We start from the raw sequence: 18,988 nt of genomic DNA, 5'->3' as shown, positions 1-18,988 counted from the left end.
TGAGGTAACAGCCGAAGGGGACCATTCTGCGGGCCGGTGGCTCCGCGCTCCCAGCAGTAGAGCCGTCCGTGGGTGGAGACGCCGGGTTCTTGGGAGGAGGGTGATGCGGGTGGTGCCAGGCGCTTCACGGCGGCGAGCCGCAGCAGTCCATGGCCGCTGTGCGGCTTTTGGCAGTAGAAGAAGCGCGGCGGGGAGGGCAGGGTTGGGGTCGGAGTTTGTCACCGGCTGCCGCTTGCAAAGGGGGGCGGTTGGGGCTAAACATTTGACACTCCCGAAACGAGCGGGTTTAGTGCATAAAATTGCACTGGCCTGTGGTGCTATCGCTTCCTCATGAATCTTCCTCAATCCTGCTGCATTCTCGGGCTTTCGTTTGTTGCATCCGCGATGGCGGCCCCGCCGACGGGCGGGATCACGAGGCATCTCTGGACCGGGATTGGAGGGGGCACGCAGGTGGTGAACCTCACCAGCCTGGGCAGCTTTCCAAACAGCCCGACCCAGAGCCTGACGCTGTCGAGTTTCCTGGCGCCGACGGACAGTGCGGACAACTACGGCCAGCGGGTATTCGGTTGGGTGCACGCGCCGGTGACGGGGAACTACCGGTTCTACATTCACTCGGATGACAGCAGCGAGCTGTGGCTGAGCACGACGGAATCGCCGGACGACAAGCGCAAGATCGCGGGAGTGTCGGGTTATACGAATGCGGCCGAATGGACGAAGATGCCGGACCAGGCTTCCGCGGTGATTCCGCTGGTGGCGGGGCGCTACTACTACATCGAGGCCCTGCACAAGGAAGGCGGTGGCGGGGACAATCTGGGTGTGGGCTGGACCTACCCGGGGCAGGCGAGCATCGCCTACCTTCCGGGTAGCCGCTTGAGCACGTGGCAGAACGTCGCGCCGATCCTGGGCGATGACTATGCTTGGACGAGGCCCGGGGCTTCCACCCGGATCCGGGTGCTGGACAACGACCGCGATCCGAACGGCAAGGCGACCCTCAACATCGGCAGCCTGGCAATCCAGACGCCGCCGGCCCATGGCACGGCCACGGCCGGGGCGGGTGGCAAGATCCTCTACACCCACACCGGCAGCGGCACGGGGATGGATTCCTTCGTGTATCGCATCCAGGATCAAGGGGGGCTGATCTCGACTGCCACGGTGCAGGTGGAGATCACGGAGGCGATGCGGCTGCCGCTGGCTTCTTCCCGGATGCCGGCGGGCCCGCCGCCGCAGGCGTTGATGGCGGTGAATGCGTTTCCCGCGATCAGCTTCGAAAACCCGCTGGCGATCGTGACGCCGCCGGGAGAGACTAACCGGATCTTCGTCGTCGAGAAGGGCGGGGACATTGAGGTGATTCCGAACCTTGCCACGCCGGTGGCCAGTACCTTCCTGAATCTCGATGAGATTGTGAACGGTCGGGTACCGGGGTCCTTCAAGACCTCCAGCGAGTGCGGCTTGCTAGGCCTGGCCTTCCATCCGCAGTTCGCGACCAACGGGCGCTTCTTCGTTTACTATTCGGTGACCATCGGGAACGCCTTCTATCAGCGGCTATCCGAGTTCGCGAGGTCGGCAGTGAACGCGAACCTGGCCGATCCGGGGTCCGAGAAGATCCTGATCCAGCAGTTGGACGACTACGACAACCACAACGGCGGCTGCGTGCAATTCGGCAACGACGGGTATCTCTACGTGAGCTTCGGTGACGAGGGGGATCAGAACGATGCGGGTGCGAATTCGCAGAAGATCACGAAGGACTTCTGGTCCTCGATGATCCGGATCGACGTGAACCCCGATCCCGCGAACTACAACGGCAGTCCGGGCCTGCGCCCGAACACGCATGCGGCGGTGGTGCTGGATCCGAATACTAACAACCCGCGCTACAAGGTGCCGGCGGACAATCCATGGGTGGGGGCGACCAGCTTCAACGGGCTGGCGGTGACGCCGGCGAATGTGCGCACGGAATTCTGGGCGGTGGGCCTGCGCAATCCGTGGCGCTTCTCCTTCGACCCGCCGACGGGCGACCTGTGGTGCGGCGATGTGGGCGGCGGGAGCTGGGAGGAGATCAACAAAATCACCAAGGGCGGCAACTACGGGTGGGCCTACCGCGAAGGGGCGGGGAACGGCCCACGCTCGGGTGAAGCGCCGCAGAACTGGGCGGGCGCGGTGCTGCCGGTCTTCGCCTACGGGCACGGCTCGGGAGCGATGCAGGGGAACTCGGTGACGGGCGGCGTGCTGTATCGCGGGACGAGGCTGCCCGCTCTAACAGGGAAGTACATTTTCGCGGATTACTCGTCGGGAAATATCTGGTCGATGGATCCGGCGGTCGGCGCGGCCTCGGTGACGCGGCTGACGGGGGAGGGCGGGATCGCGGGATTCGGCACCGATCCTGCGAATGGCGACATCTTGCTGGCGGATCTTGACGGGCAGGTGCGCCGCCTGGTCTCGCAGGCGGTGGATACCGGTTTCCCGGCGACGCTGACGGACACCGGGCTCTTCATCGATGCGGCGACGCTGGCACCGGCGACGGGCTTGGTGGAGTATGGAGTGAACCTGCCTTTCTGGTCGGATCATGCGAAGAAGCGGCGCTGGTTCGGGATTCCTGAACTGGTGTCGAAGCTGGGCTATAGCAAGGAAGGGGCGTGGACCACGCCGGTGGGGACGGTGTGGGTGAAGCACTTCGACATGGAGATGACGCGCGGCAATCCGGCGACGAACAAGAAGCTGGAGACGCGGGTGCTGGTGAGGAATACGGAGGGTTCGTATGGGGTTTCGTATCGCTGGAATGCGGGCGGGACCGAGGCGACGCTGGCGGCAGAGGCGGGCGAGGAGTTCGATCTTTCCATCAATGTCGGTGGTACGCCGACGGTGCAGCGATGGAAGATCCCATCGCGCTCCGAGTGCATGACCTGCCACACCACGCAGGCGGGACATACACTGTCCTTCCGGACACGGCAGTTGAACCTGCCGGGGACGGTGGGATTGCAGAGCGGGAACTTGATCCAGTTGCTGGCGGATGGGGGCTATTTGCAGGGGCTGGATACGGCTCCGGCATCGCTGCCGAAGCATGTGGCGGGGGATGACGCGGCGTATTCGCTGGAGGCGCGGGCGCGGGCTTGGCTGGATGTGAATTGCTCGTATTGCCACATGGCGGGCGGGACGGCGCCGACGAATTTCGACGTGCGGGCGCAGGTGCCGCTTTTCGCGACGAACACGGTCGGCGTGACCCCGGCGAGCGGCACGCAGAATCCGGCGGACCGCTTGCTTCTGTTAGGGCAAGAGGAACGGTCGGTGCTGATTCACCGGGCAGGAGCGCGGAGCGGGTATACGCGGATGCCGCCGCTGGCGACGAATGTGGTGGATACGGCGGGGGTGCAGTTGCTGATCGATTGGATCGAAGCAAGCGGGGGGAGGGAGAGCTTCGCGGAGTGGACCTCGGCAAAGTTGGGTGGCCGGCCGGTGGAAGATCAGGCGGCGGGCGCGGATCCGGATGGGGATGGCCGGGATAACCGGCAGGAGTTTCTGGAGCATACGGATCCGCTGGCGGGGGACCGCGGGGTGGTGCCGGGGGTGCTTGCGGTGGAGGGGGGATTGAAGCTGACGTTTCCGGGCTTGCCGGGGCGGGGGATGGTTTTGGAGAGCTCCGGGGATCTGGCGGATTGGAGTGATTGGCCGTTCTTGGGGAATGATGGTTTGGAGCGGAACGGGCCTTGGGAGGTGACGGTGCCTTTGGAAGATGGGGCGCGGTTTTTCCGGGGGAGGGTGGAGGAGAGGTAGGGGGGAAATGACGAATTTCGAATGCCGAATGAAAGGCGGAAGGCGGGAAACATCGAACATCGAACGTCCAACATCGAACGTCCAAGTTTTAGAGAGTTGAAGGGAAAGGTGGGGCGGGCGGGTAAGGCCGGAACCCCGGGTTTTGCCCGGGGGCCATCTCTCTGCTGCCTCTTCGAGGCTTTGGAACCGGACGGCGGCCTGTGCCAACTGCGCGCAATAGATCAATGCAATTTAATGCAACATTTGGCTTGTGATCCGATGGGCGGGGTGGCAATTTGTGGGCGAACCGATTACCCTGATCTGACGATGAACCCTAGAACACACGCTTTAGTTTTTGCATTTGCCGGTTTGCTCGCGCTTCCTGCGATGGCGGAGGACACGCCCAAGAAAGAGGAGGCCCCGAAGGCTCCGGAGACGGTTCCGGCGGTCGCTCTGGACTTTGGTGATTCCGCTTCGGCGACGCTGACGACGAAGGCTTGGGAGGCGCTCAATGCCGGCAAGCACGATGCGGTGGACGGCTATACCGCGAAGTGTGTGGAGCTTTATGCGGCCAAGGCGGATGAGATGCAGAAGGGCCTGACCGAGGCAGCCGGCGCGGACAAGGCGAACGAATACTGGGCGCTGAACGACGTGGGGACCTGCTACTTCATCCGCGCCCAATCCAAGGAAGCGCGCGGCGATGGCAAGGGTGCGATCCCGTATTACAAGGCGGTGGTGGAGAAGTATTCCTTCGCCCAGTGCTGGGATACGAAGGGCTGGTTCTGGAAGCCCGCGGACGCGGCGAAGGCGAAGCTGAAGAGCTTGGAATTCGACGCGCTGAAATAGGCGAGGCATTGAGCTGTTAGTCTCTCCCCACGGATCACCGTTCATGCTCGTTTCCACGCCCGACGCCACCTCGCTGTCCTGCGATTTCCCGCCCGCGAACCAGTGGGTGACGGAGGACGGGCAGGACTACGCCTTGATCGAGGGGCTGGAGGAGATGGCGCCGTTCTTCCTGAACATCGTGAGTCCCGACGACCACTGGATGTTCTTCGCCAGCAGCGGGGCTTTGAGCGCGGGGCGGGGCAGTGCTGACAACGCGCTCTTCCCTTACGAGACGGCGGACAAGGTCGGCGACAGTTGGAATAGCACGGGGCCGTGGACGGCGATTCTTGTCGGCGATGTGCTGTGGGAGCCGCTGCGGCCGAGAACCCTGGCCGCGCCGGGGGTGAAGCGGCGCTTGCGGAAGAACGTGACGGGGGACGAGGTGGTCTTCGAGGAGGAGCACGAGGGCCTGCAACTACGTTTCTCGTACCGCTGGCAGTGCTCGGAGCGCTTCGGCTTCGTGAGGCGTGCGCGGCTGGAGAATTTCGGGAGCGAGCCGGTGGCGCTGCGGCTGGTGGATGGCCTGGACAACTTCCTGCCGGCCGGGGTGGACCAACGCATGCAGAACCAGTTCAGTTGTCTGGCGGATGCCTACAAGCTGAGCGAGTTGGCCGCCGGGGGGCGCCTGCTGGTCCATCGCCTGGCCGCCGGGATCATCGACCGGGCGATCCCGCTGGAGTGCCTGCTGGCGACAACGGTGTGGACGCGGGGACTAGCGGGGGCGCGGAGTTTTCTATCGCGGCAGGAGGCTCAGGATTTCTTGCGCGGGCATGAGCCGGAGGAGCGTGAATTATCCCGAGGCAGTCGTGGTGCGCTTTTTCTCGGGAGGGATTTCGAGCTGGGTGCGGGGACTAGCGCGGATTGGATGATGGTGGCGGAGCTGAAGCAGTCGCAGGCCAAGGTAGCGGCGCTGTGCCAGCAGCTTGAGAATCGTGCGGCGCTGGATGCGGAGGTGGCAGCGGATGTGATCCGCGGGCGCAAGCGGCTGAGGCGTTTGGTCGCGGCGGCGGATGGCATCCAGCAGGGGGCGGACCGCGATGCGACGCTGCATCATTATCAGAATACGCTGGGCAATATTTTGCGCGGCGGAGTGCCGCTGGATGGCTCGAAGATCCGGGCGCAGGGCTTCGCGACTTATCTGGGGAAGCACAACGTGGCCTTGCTCGATTCGAGCCGCGCCGGGCTCAAACATCTGCCTGAAGAGTTGCCGCGGGAGCGCTGGCTGGCGGAGATCCGGGCGCTCGGTGATCCGGACCTGGAGCGGCTGGCGGTGGAGTATCTGCCGCTGGTGCTGAGCCGCCGCCATGGCGATCCGAGCCGGCCCTGGAATCGTTTTGCGATCCGGGTGAAGGACGAGGCGGGAGAGCCGGTGCAGTACTTCGAGGGCAACTGGCGCGACATTTTCCAGAACTGGGAAGCGCTGGCGTGGAGCCATCCGGATTACCTGGATGCCTTCATCACCAAGTTCGTGAATGCCTCGACGGTGGACGGCTTCAATCCGTACCGGATTTCCTCGGACGGGCTGGATTGGGAGGTGCCGGATGCGGAGGATCCGTGGTCGTCGACCGGCTACTGGGGCGATCACCAGATCGTTTACTTGCTGAAGCTGTTAGAGGCACAGGCGGAGGTGCGGCCGGAGTTCCTGGCGGGGAATCTCGACCGGGCTTCTTACGTTTTCGCCGACGTTCCGTATCGTCTGTGTGGCTGGGACGAGCTGTTAGAAGATCCGCGTCATACGGTGCGCTTCGACCGCGGGCGTCATGACGAGTTGATGCGGCGGAAGGAGGAAGGCGGATCCGATGGCGTATTGCTGCGGGATGCGGCGGGCGAGCTGTGCCGTGCGACGCTGGCGGAGAAGCTGCTGCTGCCGGCGGTGGTGAAGCTGGCGAATCTGGTGCCCGGCGGGGGGATCTGGATGAACACGCAGCGGCCGGAGTGGAACGACGCGAACAATGCGCTGGCGGGTTGCGGACTGTCGGTAGTGACGGCGGGCTATCTGCTGCGGTATCTTGAGTTCCTGGAGCGGCATCTGGCGGGGAGCGGGAGCTTGCGGATTGCGGCGAGCCTTGCGGGATTGATGGGAAGGCTTGGGGTGCTTTTTGGGGATCCTAGGTGGTTGCAGGATGAGGTGCTGGATGGCAGCGCGCGCTTCTCATTGGTGGCCGCATCGGGTCGGGCGGCGGCGCGGCATCGCGAGGAAGTGTATCGCGGCGGGCCGGGCGAGGCGGTGGCGATGGAGCGTGCGGAGATCCTCGGTTTCCTGCAGCGGGCGATCGCAGCGCTGCGCTGCACGCTGCGGCAGAACCGGCGGGCGGACGGGCTCTACCACGCGTATAACATTCTGGAGACCGGCAGGGCCGGGCAGACCATGGAACTCGGGCGGCTGCCGGAGATGCTCGAGGGCCAGGTGGCGGTCTTGAGTTCCGGGCTGCTGGAGGCGGAGGAAGCGGCGGACTTGTTAGAGTCGCTGCCGCAGAGCGATCTCTTTTCGGAAAGGCATCAGAGTTACTTGCTCTATCCGGATCGGAAATTGCCGGATTTCCTTGGCTTCAACAGGATCAGCGAGGCTGCGGCGGAAGCGATTCCGAGCCTTGCGGCGATGCTGGAGCATGGTGATTACCGGGTCTTGGTGGCCGATCCGGCGGGGGGATATCGCTTCCATCCTTCCTTGACCAACGAGTATGAGCTGGCGGCGGCGCTGGACCGGATCGCGGTGAAGTGCGAGATCGACAAGGCGGACCGCGAGGCGATGCAGGCGCTCTACGAGGAGACCTTCCGGCACCGCGCTTTCACGGGTCGCAGCGGGTCGATGTTCGCTTACGAGGGGCTGGGCTGCATTTACTGGCACATGGTGGCGAAGCTGATGTTGGCGGCGCAGGAGATCGCATTGGAGGTGGCGCGTGAGGGCGAGCCGGATGCCTTGTCCTTCCGGCTGGCTGCGGCTTACTACTCGATCCAGCGCGGGCTGGGCTTCCGCAAGACGCCGCGACAGTATGGGGCTTTTCCGGCGGACGCTTACTCGCACAGCCCGGCGCATGCCGGGGCGCAGCAGCCGGGGCTGACGGGCTCGGTGAAGGAGGGTATCCTGTGCCGGCTCGGTGAACTCGGCGTGAGATTCGAGGCGGGTGGCATTTGTTTCAGGCCGCATCTCTTGCGCGCGGCGGAATTTGCCGATGAAGGGGATGGGGCGCGGGCGCTGCACTTCACCTTCGCGGGCACGCCGGTGATTTACCGCTGCCGCGATTCGGTGAACGATGCGACGCTGACCCTGCGTTTTGACGATGGCAGCCGTCAGACCCTCGCGGGCTCGCTGTTGCCGCCCGGCCTTGCGGCCGGGATCATCGGCCGGAGCCGCCGGATCCTGGGGATCGAGGCGGAGATCCCGGTGTCATGGCTTTTGCACTAACTCCCGAAACCCCACGAACCCTTGGAAACATCCTCCGCCAGACTCCCGGTGCGCGAGAAGATCGGCTACGGCCTGGGCGATGCCGCGTCCAATATCTTCTTCCAGACGGTCAACATGTTCCTGTTGTTTTACTACACGGACGTGTTCGGGATTTCGCCGGCGGTGGCGGGGACGCTGTTCGTGGTGGCGCGTTTTTGGGATGCTTTGATTGATCCTTTCGTGGGTGCGCTGGCGGACCGCACGCGGACCCGCTGGGGCAGCTACCGGCCTTACCTGCTGTGGATGGCGCTGCCCTTCGGCATCATCGGCTATGCGACCTTCGCGAATCCGGAACTCTCGGATCAGGGGAAGCTGGTCTATGCTTATGTGACCTACTTCCTGTTGATGACGGTGTATGCGGCGATCAACGTGCCCTACTCGGCGCTGATGGGGGTGATGACGCCATCGTCGCCGGAGCGGACCTCGCTATCGAGCTACCGGTTTGTCGGGGCATTCGGCGGGCAATTGCTGATCGCGATCGGGATTCTGCCGCTGGTGCGGATCCTGGGCGGCGGGGACAAGGCGCATGGCTTCAAGGTCACGATGGCGATCTTCTCGGTGATCGCGGTGGTCTTGTTTTTCGCGACCTTCCTGATGACGAAGGAACGGATCAAGCCGAAGGAGCAGAAGGATCCGAGCATCCGCAAGGACATCGGCTCGCTGCTGGCGAACCGGCCGTGGGTGATCATGGTGGTGGCGGCGCTGCTGACGCTTTCCGGGGCGGCAGTGAGGTGGGCGGTGACGCCACATTTCTTCAAGTACGATGGCGGCTATGATGACTCGGAGTTCGTCTCCTTCCTTGATCGCACTTCGCTGTTTAATGTGGTGGGGGTGCTGTCTTTCCTGGTGGGGATCTTCTTCACCGGGGCGCTGGTGCGGAGATTCGGGAAGAGGAATTTGCTGATCGCGCTGACGTTGCTGAATGCGGCGGCGCTGCTGGTCTTCTTCTTCATTCCGCGAGATGCGTATTGGACGATGGTCGGGGTGAATGCGCTGGCCAGTTTGCTCGCGGGGCCGACGCCGGCGCTGGTGTGGGCGATCTACACCGATGTGGCGGATTATGGCGAGTGGCGCTTCGGACGGCGGACGACGGGGCTGGCGTTTGCGGCGGCGATGTTCGCGCAGAAGTTCGGGATGAGTATTGGAGGAGGGCTCGCGGGGTGGCTGTTGGGGATCTACGGATTCGAGGCGGACAAGGTGCAGTCGGAGGAGACCTTGCGGGGTTTGTGTTTGTTGTTCTCGATTTTGCCGGGGGTGTTTGCGGTGGCGAATGGGATCGTGCTGCTGTGGTATCCGCTGACGGATGAGATGGTTGGGAAGATCGAGGAGGAACTGGCGGAGCGGCGGGCGAAGGATGAAGACGGGGATGATGTGGGTGGGGCGGGTGCGGTGGAGGTGGCAGGGTAGGCGGTAGGAGCGCGTGTCTCCTTCACGCGGGGATTGGATGAGGGGGAGGTGATTGGTGAGTCAGGGACGCGGGATCGGGGTGCAATCGCTGGTACCCCTGCCGGGGCTCGTTTCCGCGCCGGGCGCGACCGGGGGTTTTCGCGCTTGGAGCGCGCGACCCCCGGCTACTCGATGTTCTCCCTCCGGGAGATTGAGCCCAGCCGATGGCGACGGGCGCGCAGCGTGGAGACCGCATTTCCGCCGGCCCTCCGGGACGGGATTCGTGTTGTGGTGGGATCCGGTGGTTCCGTTGCACTCCACCACCGGCTAAGTCCGACGCACCTCCGGCGCTGGGAGTCGGACGGGCGGCGGAGTGGTTCGGCAGCGAGGGACCGTTCGCCGCACAGAGGACTGTGCGGACCACCTTTCCGGCGCTGGGATCCGGACCGGCGAGGATGTCGGCCTGGGATGGCCGCTCTAGCGGTGGCGCGCTTGGGGCGCACGACCCCTGGCTACTCGATGTTCTCCCTCCGGGAGATTGAGCCGAACTGGGGCAACCTACTCGCGTGGCGGGCCGACGGTGTTGCCTTCGCGCAATCGTCCCGAGATGTAGACGTGCTGGGACTGGTGGAAGCGCTTCTTGAGGCGCGCGGCGAGGCGCTGGGTGCCGCTGGCGCCGATCTCGCGGAAGGGGATCTCGACGGTGGTGAGGGCGGGGCGGTTGCCGCGGCGCTCGATGCCGTCGAAGCCGGTGACGGAGACGTCGTTCGGGACGCGGAGGTCGCGCTTCTTGAGGCCGAGGATGAGGTCGTAGGCCTGGTGGTCCGCGGCGCAGATCCAGGCGGTGACGCCGGCCTTGGTACGGGCGGCGGCGAGGTCGAAGCTTTCCTCCAGAGCGGACTCGGGGCGCGGGAAGACGCCGATGATGTCCTGCGGGTCGACCTTGAGGCGGAGGCGGGTCATCTTCTCGATGAAGGCGCTGTGGCGGCGGAAGGACCAGCCGGCTTCGACCTGATACTTGCGGGTGTAGAAGCCGATGCGGCTGTGGCCGGCCGCGATGAGATGATCGACGAGGGTGGAGATGCCGTGGAAGTGATCGACGTCCACGCAGTCGATCGCGTTGTGCTCGTATTGATCGACGAGGGAGACCAGCGGGAAGCGCTCGGCGAGGCCTTCGACGACGGCTTCGGGGAAGGGGTAGATGAGGAGGACGCCGTTGGCCTTGCGCTTGGCGAGGCCGGTGATGCGCTGGAATTCCGGGTGGTCGAAATCACTGACATCCGGGGGGATGAGGTGCATCTCGATCCGCGCGCCGTGCAATTGAGCGTACTCCGAGACACCTTCGAGGATCTGCGCGCCGGGGCTCTCGTAGCCGCCGCTGAAGTACTCCTTGGTCTCGGTGCAGATCAGCACGCAGAGTTCCATCCGGCTGGCGGGGACCTTGCGGCTGCGGGTGCGGGTCTCCATGTGCGCGTAGCCGAGCTCGGCGGCGATCTGGAAAACCTTCGCCCGGGTCACGGGGCTGATCCCGGCGTGGTTGGTAAAGCAGCGCGAGACCGTCGCCCTCGATATGCCGAGGCGGTCCGCGATCAATTGTTGGTTCACTTCCGCCACTTCTCTTGTGTCCTCAAGGATTTGCGCGAGCATGAACGGGGTCCGGGCCGGTGGCAAGAACCGCATGCAGCCGGGTGGCCCCGGTCCTGCTCCTGCTGACAGTCCGCGGATTAAATCTTGCGCGAGGTTGGTGAAGTAGGTGTAATTTTATGCAACAAATGTCCGTAGACGGTGCCCGAACCCACGCCATGAGAATCCTTCCGCTGATCCTTTGCCTGCCGTTGCTTGCCCCGTCCGCGATTGCCGAGACGGCAGGGCGCATCACCATGCGGCGTGCGATTGCCGGTTGGGAGTTGGTGAAGGATGGCAAGCCCTTCGTCTTCCGCGGGGCTGGCGGGCAGGGGCATCTGGATGTGCTGGCGGCTGCCGGGGGCAATTCGATCCGCACCTGGGGAATCGATGCGCTGGGGGCGAAGAGTGGCGGCAAGGCCTTGGTCGATGAGGCCCGCGAGTGTGGACTGACGATCGCCGCGGGGATCTGGGTGGGGCACGAGCGGCATGGCTTCGACTACTCCGATCCGGCGCAACTGGAGAAGCAGCGGCAACAGGTCCGGGCGGCGGTGGCGAAGTGGAAGAGCGAGCCGGCGATCGGCATCTGGGGGCTCGGCAACGAGATGGAAGGCCCGGCGGCCGATGGCAAGGGGAGCGAGCGGATCTGGAAGGAGATCGAGGTGCTGGCGAAGATCATCAAGGAAGAGGATCCGGGTCGTCTGGTGATGACGGTGATCGCCGGGGCGAATCCTAACAAGGTGAAGGGCGTGAAGGAGCATTGCCCGAGTGTCGATATCCTGGGCGTGAATGCCTACGCCTCCGCGCCGGGAGTCGGCAAGGCGGTGAAGTCGGTCGGTTGGGACAAGCCGCTGCTGCTTACGGAATTCGGACCGCAGGGACATTGGGAGGTTCCGAAGACGCCGTGGGGTGCGCCGGTCGAGCCGACGAGCCGCGAGAAGGCGGCGAAGTATTTCACGACGCAGCAGACGGTGATAGAGGAATCGGAAGGGCTATGTGTTGGCAGCTTTGCCTTCCTCTGGGGCCAGAAGCAGGAGTGCACGGCGACTTGGTACGGGATGTTCCTGAAGAGCGGCGAGAAGTTGCCGCCGGTGGATGCGATGGCGCGGGCGTGGACGGGAGAGTGGCCGGTGAATCGCTGTCCCCGCGTCGAGAGTTTCAGCGCGCCTGCGGTCGTGAAGGCCGGAGAAGCGGCGGCGGTGAAGATGGAGGTGGGCGACCCGAACGGGGATCCGGTGAAGATCGAGTGGAAGATTGCGGCGGAGTCCACGGACCGCAAGGAGGGCGGGGATGCGGAAGCGGCACCGGAAGAGAAGGCGGTCGCCATGAAGGAGAAGGGGGCGAACGAGTGGGAGTTCAAGGTGCCAGCGAAGGCGGGAGCTTACCGGCTTTTTTTGATCGTGAGGGATGGGAAGGGTGCGGCGAGTGCGGAGAATATTCCGTTCAAGGTGGAGTGAGGGATTGCTCACCAATACTTGTCCATCCGCAGGTGCGGGCGGCCTACTTCGGTGAAGGTGCTGCCGATGACTTCGTAGCCGCAGCCGGAGTAGAAGCCGACGGCATTTTGGCGGGCGTGGAGGGTGAAGTGGCGGAAGCCCTGGAGGAACAGTGCCTGTTCCACCGTCTCTAACAGATGCCGGCCCTGGCCCTCGCCGCGGAGTTCGGGCAGGATCCACATCTGGCGGAGCTTGATGGAGTGAGGGTCCAGCGGGACGGCGATCAGGCCGCCGGCGATGACTCCCTCGTCGATGAGGGCGAAATGGCGGTGCAGGTCCTCGCCGATGCGGTCTTCATCGTGGAGGCGCAGTCCGATCGGCTGGCGCAGGTGCAGGTCGCGCAGGCGCACGAGGTCCAGGTACTCCCGACATGCAGGTGCAGACCGCGAACCAGCTTGGTGCAGGTCGCGCAGGCGCACGAGGTCCAGGTACTCCGCGCTGTTGTAGGGGACTTCGAGGACGGGCATCGTCAGCGTCATCGGAGGAGTATCGCTTACTCCGGCGGGTTCTCAAGCTGCGCAGTTTACCGGAATCCGATGGGGGCATCAGCCTAGAAAGGAAATTGGGCGATTGGAGATTGGGAGATTGAGTGTTGAGTTCCAGCCGGTAATCCGACCTCAAGCCAAGCATCCAAACGATAAGAGGGGCTTGTCGGCAAACCCTTGCTGCTCCGCTCCTTTCTGCCCCCGATCGGTTCCATTTTCCCATCTAGGATTAGCCCTTGCGGAAGGAGAGCGCCAGGACCATGACGGCGATGGCGATGATCCATGAGGCGAGGATCCGCACGCCGTAGGCAGCCCACTTCCGCTCGGGCAGGAGGGAGAGGTAGTAGGCGGGCATCATGAAGCAGATGATCAGGCCCACCCAGGTGCCGAGCAGGGTTTTGATCAGAGTGAAGCCTGCTACGCCGGGATCGGCCGGGGAGTCGAGGCCGAGGATGAGGCCGGCGATTTCCGTCAGGGCCAGCAGGGCGCGATCGGGCAGGGTGAGGTCCGCGGCCACGATGGCGGCGGCCACGACGGCTACGATGACGGGCACGGCCATGGGCAGTGGGCCCTTGCCGCTCATGGTGATGGCCAGGCCGACGAAGCTGGCCCCGGCGAATCCGGCCAAGGAGAGGCGGGGATTGAAAGGCCGCAGGCGGCTGGTCCAGAGGCCGAAGGCCAAAAGCACCAGCACGTGGGCCGGGGTGAAGAGCGGGTGGATCAGGCCATTGGTGAATTCATTCAGGCCCTCGACGGTGGTGTGGGCCTGCGCCTGTAGTGGTAGGGCGAGCAAGAGGCAGACGGCAGGCAGGGCACGACGCCGGATCATGGGGGAAGACGGATTCATTCACAGCCAACCGGTGAGGAAGCAGACGCCAACGCCGGCGATGACCGCACCGCCGCCGCGCACGGCCCACTTGCCCCAAGGCCATTTCACCAGCAGGCCGAAGGCGATGCCGCAGAGATGGAGCAGGCCGGTGGCGATCACGAAGCCGGCGGCGAAGGAGAGGGCATTCGCCGACTCGGGCAACTCGGTGCCGTGGGCGTGGCCGTGGAAGATGGCGAAAATTCCGACGATGACGCCTGCCACCCAGAGCGGCGGGCGTGCGGCAAAAGCGACCACGATTCCGAGGACCACGGCGGAGAGCGCGATGCCCGTCTCGACCGCGGGAATGTGCACGCCGGCCACGCCGAGCGCGCCGCCGATGGCCATGACCACGGGGAAAATCACGGGCAGGGTCCAAGTGGCGCGGGATCCGAGAAAGGCTCCCCACATGCCGACCGCGACCATGGCCACGATGTGGTCCGGGCCCATGAGCGGGTGCAGGAAGCCGCTGGTGAAGCCGCTGCCGGCCGCTCCGGCTTCGGTGTGGGCGGAGGCGGCGCCGCAGCCGAGGAGGAAGGCGATGAGGGTGCAGGCTCGCGTGATTTTCGCGCGACCGGATCGCAGCGCAGGGTGGGATCGGGTGGCTGTCATGCTGGGCGGTGGAGCGGGCGGAATTTACTGATGGGAGAATAGTGGATGGGAGGACTTGGCGGGGGCAAGCGGGATCGGGGGTGGGGACGGAGGCTTGGCGTAAAGGGTTGGAAGGCAAAGGGGAAAACATCGAACATCGAACGTCCAACATTGAACACCGAAGTGAAAGGCAGTGAGGTGTGGCACTGCCCGGCAGAAGCAGGTTTCGTGGCGAATGCGATCACCAAGCCGCAACGGAAAGCCCCCTCCTATGCTGCGGACCCATGAGTATGCCCGGGAGTTCCGGACCACTCTGTCGGGCGGTGCCCGGTGGGGCCGCCACTGTCTTGGGCACGAAGGCTTTCTCCACAGCTAGCGGGCAGGGCCGGTGCTTTGGCGGGGGGTGTAGATGGTGGCGAAGACTTCCTGACGCGGCGGGTGGTCCCCGGTGCCTTCGATGCGCGAGATCAAGAGCTCGGCGGCGGCGCGGGTGATGGCCTTGTAGCGCTGGCGGATGGAGGTGAGCGTGATCGGCAGATAGGAGCAGAGCGGAACGTCGTCCACGCCGACCACGGAGAGGTCGGCGGGGATCTGCATGCCGGCTTCGATGGCGGCGCGCATGGCACCGATGGCGGCGAGGTCGTTCATCGCCAGCAGGGCGGTGGGGCGCTTGTCGGGGCGCTTTTTCAGGAAGCCGGCGAAGGTTTCGCAGGCGCTCTCGACGGTGTGGCCGGTGCGGAGGATGTCGATATTCGCGGCGGGGATGCCGCGGGCGGCGAGCATTTCCTGGAAGAGCCGCGGGCGATTGCCATCGGCCTGGCCCTCGGCGAGGGCGCTGAGGAAGGCGAAGCGCTTGTGGCCGAGGCTGCACAGGGCGTCGACGGCGTCGCTGAGACCCTGGGTGAAGTCGGAGAGCACGGCATCGACCGGGATCGGGGTGTCGGGGATGCCGTTGCCGAGGACGACGACGGGGCGGTTGGCCTGGGCCATCTCGGCGAGTTCGGCGCGGAAGACCTCGTTGTCGGAGAGCCAGAGGACGCTGCCGTCCACCTCGAGGTCGTCGAGGTCGGCGAAGAGGTGCTTCTCCCGCACGAGGGAGGAGCGGCAGTTCTCGACCAGCAGGTCGTAGCCGCGTTCCTCGACCGCGGATTCGAGTTCATCCGCGAGGGTCGAGAAGAAGGGATTGGTCAGGTCCTGGATGAGCAGGCCGATGGTGTGGTAGCGGCCGGAGCGGAGGGCGCGGGCGGTCTTGGAAGGGCGGTAGCCGAGGTCCTTGGCGGCTTGGAAAACGCGGGCTTCGGTCTCCTTGGATGCCCAGGAATTCGGGCGGCGATTGAGGATCGTGGAGGCGGTGTTGACCGCGACTCCGGCCTTCTCGGCCACGTCCTTGAGACGGATGCGCTTGTTCATCTAGGAACTTTTCCTATCAGAGGGGCGAGCGGTAGGAAGTGTTTCCTGTGTCGTGCGAGAGGATCTTATTCCCAAATTACCCGCTCTCGCTACGCTGCTGGCAGATTATTGGGTATGTCTGATCTCGCTGCAGTCTCTGAGTTCATTAGGTTCGGAATCGATCGATTGAGTGCCCGGAACGGGCACCACGAATTCGAGCACCTTTGCCGCCATTTCGCACGCTTGCGCATCTCGCCCTGGGTGATTCCGGCCACAGGACCCGTGAGCGCTGGAGGGGATCAGGGGAGAGATTTTGAGTCATTTCTCTCCTTTCTAAAACTCGAATCGGCAGCAAGCACTACGCATTGGCTCGCCGCTCATGAAGGAGATCAGCGGCTCGCATTTGGATGTACACTTCAGGCAGAGAATCTATCATCCAAAATCAAAACGGATGTGACGAAAATTGGCAACGGACATCCCCCTGCTAGCATCATTTACTATTTTCTAGGTGCTGGGCTTCCCGTCGCGACGCGCCACCAACTCCAAGCTTGGGCGTTGGAATCGTTCTCGATAACATTGGAGATCATAGACGGCGATGCGCTTGCTGAGCATCTTTCGGCGAGAGATTTATTTTGGATTGCGCAGCGATTCTTGCAGATACCATATGAAATTTATCCGGCATCGGAGGATGTTGACTCCGATTATGCGCGAGATAAAGAGAGGTGGCTGGGAATATCCGAGCTTAATTCGGTCAATTTTTCTGGATTTTCGGAGATCCGAAGTCTTGCTAGGTTTTCATTGTATGAGAAGAAAGAAGATATTCTATTGTGGATTGATTTGATTAATCGAGTGAGCCAAGGCTCGGAGGTCCCGGGAATTCGTCGCGCGGCTTTATATGAATTTCTGGCCGTATCGATGCGGAATGAGAGGTCCTTCATCGGTTTGGAAAACCGAGTTGAGGAATTTTTGGATGGGCTTTCTAATATTGATGAGCCCTCTGAGATGGAGAATGCACTTGTTATTCTAGGTCATTCAACAACTAGCCATTTCACGAAGGCGGCTAATTTTGAAGAGGAAAAGCTCAAGGGTTGGTGTGATATGGCTTGGCGGGTTGTGTCTTCCAATCTCGATGCTGCGACATCGCCCATGGACAGATGTCACTGGCTGAAACATCGCGGCGATATTGAGATTCATTTGGGATTAGTTCTTCATGGATTTTTGGACTTCGACAAGGTGTTTGAATACTGGATTGCTTTCGTCGACGAGGTGGCGCGGTGCCCGACCTTCCCACTTTCAACTTTCGCAGACACTCTTACTGCACTTATTCAGGTGATAGGGCATCATGACTCGTTCGATGAACTTTGTCAAAAGGTCGATTCTTTGGTTGGTCACAGGGCAGGCAACGCCCGTGCAGCAGACAACTGTAGGGATCGAGCGGTGGCTTTCTATGAATCAGGTGACGTGCTCAAGGCGATCGACCAAATTCATAAAGCTAAGATCGGCTGGTTCTCGGGCGATACGATAGAGGGGTCGCTAATTGCTTGTCACGTTTTATCTGGATTTTATCTCGAATTGGGACTCGGGTTTGCAGCGAAATATTATGCGCTTGTGGAGGCTTATATTTCGCATCATTCGGAGGATGATGAACTGAGTGCCCGAATTCCAAACGCTCTTTGTGCAGTGATGAGGTGCGTGCACGCACAAGGTCACTGGTTTTCATATTGGAAACTTGGGAAGACGTATGTTATGGCGCACAGCGCATTCGCCGCCAACCCTTTTATGGCTGAGAAAGATTCGGATTTTAGGAGTTTTTTAGTCTCTGAATACCATTCAATTGTGGTTACGGAGCGTCTCTTTAATCCGGTAGCTGATCTTGTGCGTAAACTGCATTCTGAGTTGGGTCTGGATTCTCAATTTGACGCCTTACTTGATGATGCTCGGGCAGCTTGGAAAGGTTTGGCGGACCATGAAATGCAAGACCACATCATGGATCAATTGGAGGGGGTGCCGTGGTCTGATCTGGGCCCTATGGTCGTTGCTGACTTTAAGGCTTTTGGAATTAAATGGCGGTTTACTTGGGGGAATAATAGGGAGATGACAGCAGCGGCAGAAGAGTTCCTTGCTGTTCTTCAAATATCTCTTGTGGAGCTTGCCCGCTGTGATGCATGTCTGCTAGGAGGGGATGTGAACGTAACGATAGTTGGGGTCGATGGTGATGATTTAAATTTGAAGGCTCTTCCTTCCAATTCAGGATCGCAATGGGAAATGAGGTTACCCAGCAAAATCATGTCGTCCTCGGGAAGTCAGGGAGTGGAAGTTAGTGCGTTAGTGGCGGCGATTGCCAAGATTATCAGGTCGATGTCATTGGTTCCCGAGGAGGATTTCGGTAAAATGATCGTCGATCGATGGCTTCCTGCGGTGATGAAAAATGGATTCTTTGGTCAAACATATAGGGTTGTCTATTGTTGGATGGTATCGGATGAGGATTTTGCTGCAGTCGATAGGCTTCCTTGGGCTGCTCTCATATCCCAATGGGAAGTTGAGCGATATGGTGCTGGCTCTTTGAAGTGTCAGTGTTCCATTTCTGACGCAATTAAACAAGAAGAGTTAATTGAAGGAATTGCGGGGCGTTACGAAAGGTGTCTTCCGCCGATCAGGATTACAATAACTCGTCTTAGGGGGTATGCGCCTTTCGACGAAATTAGGAGGAAGTTCTCTCGCGAAGGATGGAAAGACTGGCATTTTTTATTATCCATATTTAATATTGCAATGAATTACCGCTCGAGGAGCCTGGTGAATAGTTCGGCTTCTGCGGCTGAGATTCAGAAGGCACTCCAAGATCTATCTTCCAAACCAGAGGAAGAGTCCGATGAATTGATTCCGCTTGAAATGTTTGATGAGGAATGGCTTAAGTCGACTCTTCGCATTACAATGGTGAGCACGCTCCAAGGTCACGGTTTTAACTTGTATCAGTCGACTCCGAATTTTCAAGCGATCGAAGATTTTTTGAGTGAGAAACTCCAATATTGGACGTTGGACATTGAGCACGAGCCGATCTTCTAAGCGTTTTGGATCTCTC

11 protein-coding genes are annotated in these 18,988 nt (G+C 62.0%); 6 read left to right on the top strand and 5 right to left on the bottom strand.

What is annotated here, in order from left to right:
• Positions 1-330: 330 nt before the first annotated feature.
• From ABWK72_RS09060 to ABWK72_RS09045, 4 genes are all read left to right on the top strand, one after another.
• Positions 331-3,765, top strand: a complete 3,435-nt coding sequence (locus tag ABWK72_RS09060; protein ID WP_367874464.1) for a PQQ-dependent sugar dehydrogenase — start codon at positions 331-333, stop codon at positions 3,763-3,765.
• A gap of 348 nt (positions 3,766-4,113) precedes the next feature.
• The gene (locus ABWK72_RS09055) at positions 4,114-4,590 is read left to right on the top strand and encodes a beta-glucanase precursor (protein WP_367874463.1); all 477 of its coding nucleotides are present in this window, start codon (positions 4,114-4,116) and stop codon (positions 4,588-4,590) included.
• A 43-nt stretch (positions 4,591-4,633) separates the two neighbouring features.
• The gene (locus tag ABWK72_RS09050; protein WP_367874462.1) at positions 4,634-8,035 is read left to right on the top strand and encodes a hypothetical protein; all 3,402 of its coding nucleotides are present in this window, start codon (positions 4,634-4,636) and stop codon (positions 8,033-8,035) included.
• Positions 8,036-8,056: 21 nt separating this feature from the next.
• Positions 8,057-9,481 carry an MFS transporter gene (locus ABWK72_RS09045; protein WP_367874461.1) on the top strand — a complete coding sequence of 475 codons (1,425 nt, stop codon included), beginning with the start codon at positions 8,057-8,059 and terminating at the stop codon, positions 9,479-9,481.
• Between the two features lie 537 nt (positions 9,482-10,018).
• Here the strand turns inward: ABWK72_RS09045 and ABWK72_RS09040 are convergent.
• A complete protein-coding gene (locus ABWK72_RS09040) occupies positions 10,019-11,107 on the bottom strand; it encodes a LacI family DNA-binding transcriptional regulator (RefSeq protein ID WP_367874460.1) in 1,089 nt (362 codons plus the stop codon).
• Between the two features lie 155 nt (positions 11,108-11,262).
• Here ABWK72_RS09040 and ABWK72_RS09035 point away from each other — a divergent pair, with 155 nt between their 5' ends.
• Complete coding sequence (locus ABWK72_RS09035; RefSeq protein ID WP_367874459.1) at positions 11,263-12,540, top strand: glycoside hydrolase family 2 TIM barrel-domain containing protein; 1,278 nt, start codon at positions 11,263-11,265, stop codon at positions 12,538-12,540.
• An 8-nt stretch (positions 12,541-12,548) separates the two neighbouring features.
• On the opposite strand, the gene ABWK72_RS09030 is transcribed toward ABWK72_RS09035, so the two are convergent.
• The 4 genes from ABWK72_RS09030 to ABWK72_RS09015 form a co-directional block, all read right to left on the bottom strand.
• Positions 12,549-13,058, bottom strand: coding sequence for a GNAT family N-acetyltransferase (locus ABWK72_RS09030; protein ID WP_367874458.1), 510 nt, complete (start codon positions 13,056-13,058; stop codon positions 12,549-12,551).
• Between the two features lie 235 nt (positions 13,059-13,293).
• The gene (locus ABWK72_RS09025) at positions 13,294-13,893 is read right to left on the bottom strand and encodes a HupE/UreJ family protein (protein ID WP_367874457.1); all 600 of its coding nucleotides are present in this window, start codon (positions 13,891-13,893) and stop codon (positions 13,294-13,296) included.
• 18 nt (positions 13,894-13,911) lie between these two features.
• Positions 13,912-14,541 (bottom strand): HupE/UreJ family protein, encoded by a 630-nt coding sequence (locus ABWK72_RS09020; RefSeq protein WP_367874456.1) that lies wholly within the window; start codon positions 14,539-14,541, stop codon positions 13,912-13,914.
• Between the two features lie 351 nt (positions 14,542-14,892).
• Positions 14,893-15,930, bottom strand: a complete 1,038-nt coding sequence (locus ABWK72_RS09015; protein ID WP_367874455.1) for a LacI family DNA-binding transcriptional regulator — start codon at positions 15,928-15,930, stop codon at positions 14,893-14,895.
• Positions 15,931-16,044: 114 nt separating this feature from the next.
• Here ABWK72_RS09015 and ABWK72_RS09010 point away from each other — a divergent pair, with 114 nt between their 5' ends.
• Positions 16,045-18,972 (top strand): hypothetical protein, encoded by a 2,928-nt coding sequence (locus tag ABWK72_RS09010; protein WP_367874454.1) that lies wholly within the window; start codon positions 16,045-16,047, stop codon positions 18,970-18,972.
• Positions 18,973-18,988 lie beyond the last annotated feature (16 nt).

It is taken from the genome of Luteolibacter sp. Populi (genome assembly GCF_040801775.1).
Classification (GTDB): Bacteria; Verrucomicrobiota; Verrucomicrobiia; order Verrucomicrobiales; family Akkermansiaceae; genus Haloferula.
Note: the sequence above shows the minus strand (reverse complement) of the source record. Positions and strands in the feature narration are given on the sequence as shown.

Excerpts from the sequence above, each read along its gene's own strand:
- ABWK72_RS09060 (WP_367874464.1), top strand. The coding sequence starts at position 331 with ATGAATCTTCCTCAATCCTGCTGCATTCTCGGGCTTTCGTTTGTTGCA.
- ABWK72_RS09050 (WP_367874462.1), top strand. The coding sequence starts at position 4,634 with ATGCTCGTTTCCACGCCCGACGCCACCTCGCTGTCCTGCGATTTCCCG.
- ABWK72_RS09040 (WP_367874460.1), bottom strand. The coding sequence starts at position 11,107 with ATGCTCGCGCAAATCCTTGAGGACACAAGAGAAGTGGCGGAAGTGAAC.
- ABWK72_RS09035 (WP_367874459.1), top strand. The coding sequence starts at position 11,263 with ATGAGAATCCTTCCGCTGATCCTTTGCCTGCCGTTGCTTGCCCCGTCC.
- ABWK72_RS09030 (WP_367874458.1), bottom strand. The coding sequence starts at position 13,058 with ATGACGCTGACGATGCCCGTCCTCGAAGTCCCCTACAACAGCGCGGAG.
- ABWK72_RS09025 (WP_367874457.1), bottom strand. The coding sequence starts at position 13,893 with ATGATCCGGCGTCGTGCCCTGCCTGCCGTCTGCCTCTTGCTCGCCCTA.
- ABWK72_RS09020 (WP_367874456.1), bottom strand. The coding sequence starts at position 14,541 with ATGACAGCCACCCGATCCCACCCTGCGCTGCGATCCGGTCGCGCGAAA.
- ABWK72_RS09015 (WP_367874455.1), bottom strand. The coding sequence starts at position 15,930 with ATGAACAAGCGCATCCGTCTCAAGGACGTGGCCGAGAAGGCCGGAGTC.
- ABWK72_RS09010 (WP_367874454.1), top strand. The coding sequence starts at position 16,045 with ATGTCTGATCTCGCTGCAGTCTCTGAGTTCATTAGGTTCGGAATCGAT.